A 2664-nucleotide genomic window follows, 5' to 3' on the forward strand; every position below is an offset into this window, starting at 1 on the left:
GTATTTTTGATTTCTAAACATTAATCAAAATAAACATGAGAAATTTAAACGTTTTAATCGCATTATTTTTTGTTAGTTGCTCGTTTGCTCAAGAGACAGAGGTTGCAAAAACTTCGGAAAAATCAAAATTTTATTTTACGTATGGTATCAATGCTCAAATTCAAGATGATTTGAATATTAACACAAAACTTGAAGATGCTGGTTTGCCAACAATTAAAAGTTTCACTCCAGAACTATTTATAGGTATGACTGTTTTTGGCAAAAAATACTCAGGTGATTTAGATTTTGGCTTTTTGAATTCTAAAAATGAAGAAGGAAGTAACGAAAATAGATACATTGGTTTTACCACCAGATTGCGTGTACATTACAATGTGATTAATAAAACAAAAGTTGCTTTCACATCTGGACTTAATTTGTCTTATTCCACAGGAGAACTTATTGTTTACACGAAAAATAATTCAATTGATCTTAACGATTTAAATCCGATAAATAACGTTGGAAATCTCTCTGTAAAGAACAGTATGTTTTATGTTGGACCTTCGGCATCGTTGTATTTATTTAATGATAAATCTACAAAAATCCGATTGAATGTTGGTTACGAATTTGCTTTTACAAATGGTAAATGGAAATCTGATTATGCCGATGTAAACAATACTGTGAAAGAACAAGGAAACAATCGCTTTGTTTTTGGACTAACAATTCTATAGTTTTTTGTAACATTTTTTAATTTTTACGTATAATAGTAAAATGTCAAACTGTCATTTGTGAAATTTGGCGTGCAATTTGATATTTATCTGATATAAATTTTAAAAATAGAAAACTATGTTTGATACAGGTTCAATGATAATTGGTGGTTTAGTCATGTTGGTGAGTTGGCTGGTTTCTAGTCGATTGCAATCAAAATTTGATTTCTATTCCAAAGTGCATTTAAGAAACGGAATGAGTGGCGCCGAAATTGCCGAAAAAATGCTTGCCGATCACGGAATTCGTGGAGTAAGAGTAATATCTACACCAGGAAGATTGACGGATCATTACAATCCAGCGGATAAAACAGTAAATTTATCTGAGGCAGTTTACAATCAAAGAAATGCTGCGGCTGCTGCAGTTGCTGCTCACGAAGTGGGTCACGCAGTGCAACATGCTCAGGCATATCAATGGTTGACGATGCGTTCTAAATTGGTTCCAGTTGTGCAAATTGCATCTAGTTTTATGCAGTGGGTTTTACTTGCCGGAATTTTGATGGTCAATACATTTCCAAGTTTGTTGCTTGTTGGAATCATTTTATTTTCGGTGACGACTTTATTTTCTGTAATTACTTTGCCAGTAGAATATGATGCGAGTAACAGAGCGTTGGCTTGGTTAAAGAACAAAAATATGGTTTCGCAAGAAGAATATGCTGGAGCGGAGGATGCTTTAAAATGGGCCTCAAGAACGTATTTAGTGGCAGCAATTGGTTCAATCGCAACGCTTTTATATTATATAATGCGATACATGGGCGCTTCAAGAGATTAATTTGAAATAAGAAGTAACACAAAAGGATTTTAGAACAATTGTTTTAAAATCCTTTTTTTATTTATAAATCTTCCATCTTCACACTATTTCTTCAAATTAGTCAAAAAAGTAATGATTGAAAACCAAGCCACAGTATGAATTAAAAGGCATTTAAAATAACTTTTATCTGAGTTGAAGTGTCTGATAACATGAGCTGCAGCGTAAATAAAACTTATAGGAATTAAAAGAAACATCAGTAATTTTCCGAAGTTAGGTGTTTTTGCATCGCCTGGAAAAAGTAAATAAGCGCCATAACTTAAAGCTGCATAAATTACATAAAAGGCTATGGTTACGTTTTCTTTTGAGAATTTGTTGAGGTTCATTTTTGGGTTTGTGGTTTGTGGTTTGTTGTTTATTGTTTATTGTTTATTGTTTGTCACTGCTATCTAAAATCTGCAATCTGCAACCTGAAATCTGAAATCTGCAACCTGCAATCTGATATCTAAAGTTGAATCTGTCTTTCTATTTGTTGTTCCAAAGATATGAAGGTTTCTGTTCTTGAAACGCCGTCAATGGGTTGGATTTTTTTATTTAGAAGTTGCATTAAATGTTCGTTATCGCGACAAATAATTTTGATTAAAATACTCCAATTTCCTGTAGTGTAATGACATTCTAGTACTTCTGGGATTTTTCTTAATTCTTTTACGGCTTCAGAGTTGGATGCTGCTTTTTCTAAATAAACTCCTATAAATGCCATGGTTTTATAGCCAAGAACTTTGTTGTTTACAATAAATTTGGAACCCGAAATTACACCAGCTTCTTCAAGTTTTTTTAATCGTTGGTGAATTGCCGCGCCCGAAATTCCTATTTTATTGGCGATTTGCAGAATTGGTTTTCGTGCGTCTTCCATTAAGTGACGCAGAATTTCTTTGTCGATTCCGTCAATTTCTATTTGTAGCTGATTGATTTTCATAATTGATGAATTTAAATCAAAAATAAGTTTTTTGTTTTAAACTGAAATCAAATAATGCCAAAATGTGATTTTAATAACCAAAAGTTAATGTAATAACGTAAATTTCACAAAAGACAATTGCTAACTAGCCCTGATGCAAGGGAAAAGCTCCCGATTTTTATCGGGACTTTGGAAAGGCAGCAGGAAAATGGAAACCAAAA

4 protein-coding genes are annotated in these 2664 nt (G+C 32.8%); 2 read left to right on the forward strand and 2 right to left on the reverse strand.

All coding sequences use genetic code 11. The features are described from left to right. Nucleotides 1-35: 35 nt before the first annotated feature. Together DIU01_RS11600 and DIU01_RS11605 are read left to right on the forward strand one after the other, a co-directional pair. The gene (locus DIU01_RS11600) at nucleotides 36-707 is read left to right on the forward strand and encodes a hypothetical protein (protein WP_290834621.1); all 672 of its coding nucleotides are present in this window, start codon (nucleotides 36-38) and stop codon (nucleotides 705-707) included. Nucleotides 708-822: 115 nt separating this feature from the next. Then, on the forward strand, nucleotides 823-1512 hold the full coding sequence (locus tag DIU01_RS11605; RefSeq protein WP_290834623.1) for a zinc metallopeptidase: 690 nt from the start codon (nucleotides 823-825) through the stop codon (nucleotides 1510-1512). An 83-nt stretch (nucleotides 1513-1595) separates the two neighbouring features. Here the strand turns inward: DIU01_RS11605 and DIU01_RS11610 are convergent, their stop codons facing one another. Together DIU01_RS11610 and DIU01_RS11615 are read right to left on the reverse strand one after the other, a co-directional pair. Next, the gene (locus DIU01_RS11610; RefSeq protein WP_290834625.1) at nucleotides 1596-1874 is read right to left on the reverse strand and encodes a hypothetical protein; all 279 of its coding nucleotides are present in this window, start codon (nucleotides 1872-1874) and stop codon (nucleotides 1596-1598) included. Between the two features lie 119 nt (nucleotides 1875-1993). Beyond that, the gene (locus tag DIU01_RS11615) at nucleotides 1994-2464 is read right to left on the reverse strand and encodes an Lrp/AsnC ligand binding domain-containing protein (RefSeq protein ID WP_035127947.1); all 471 of its coding nucleotides are present in this window, start codon (nucleotides 2462-2464) and stop codon (nucleotides 1994-1996) included. Between the last annotated feature and the right edge of the window lie 200 nt (nucleotides 2465-2664).

Source organism: Flavobacterium sp. (genome assembly GCF_003525665.1).
In the GTDB taxonomy this organism is placed as follows: domain Bacteria; phylum Bacteroidota; class Bacteroidia; order Flavobacteriales; family Flavobacteriaceae; genus Flavobacterium.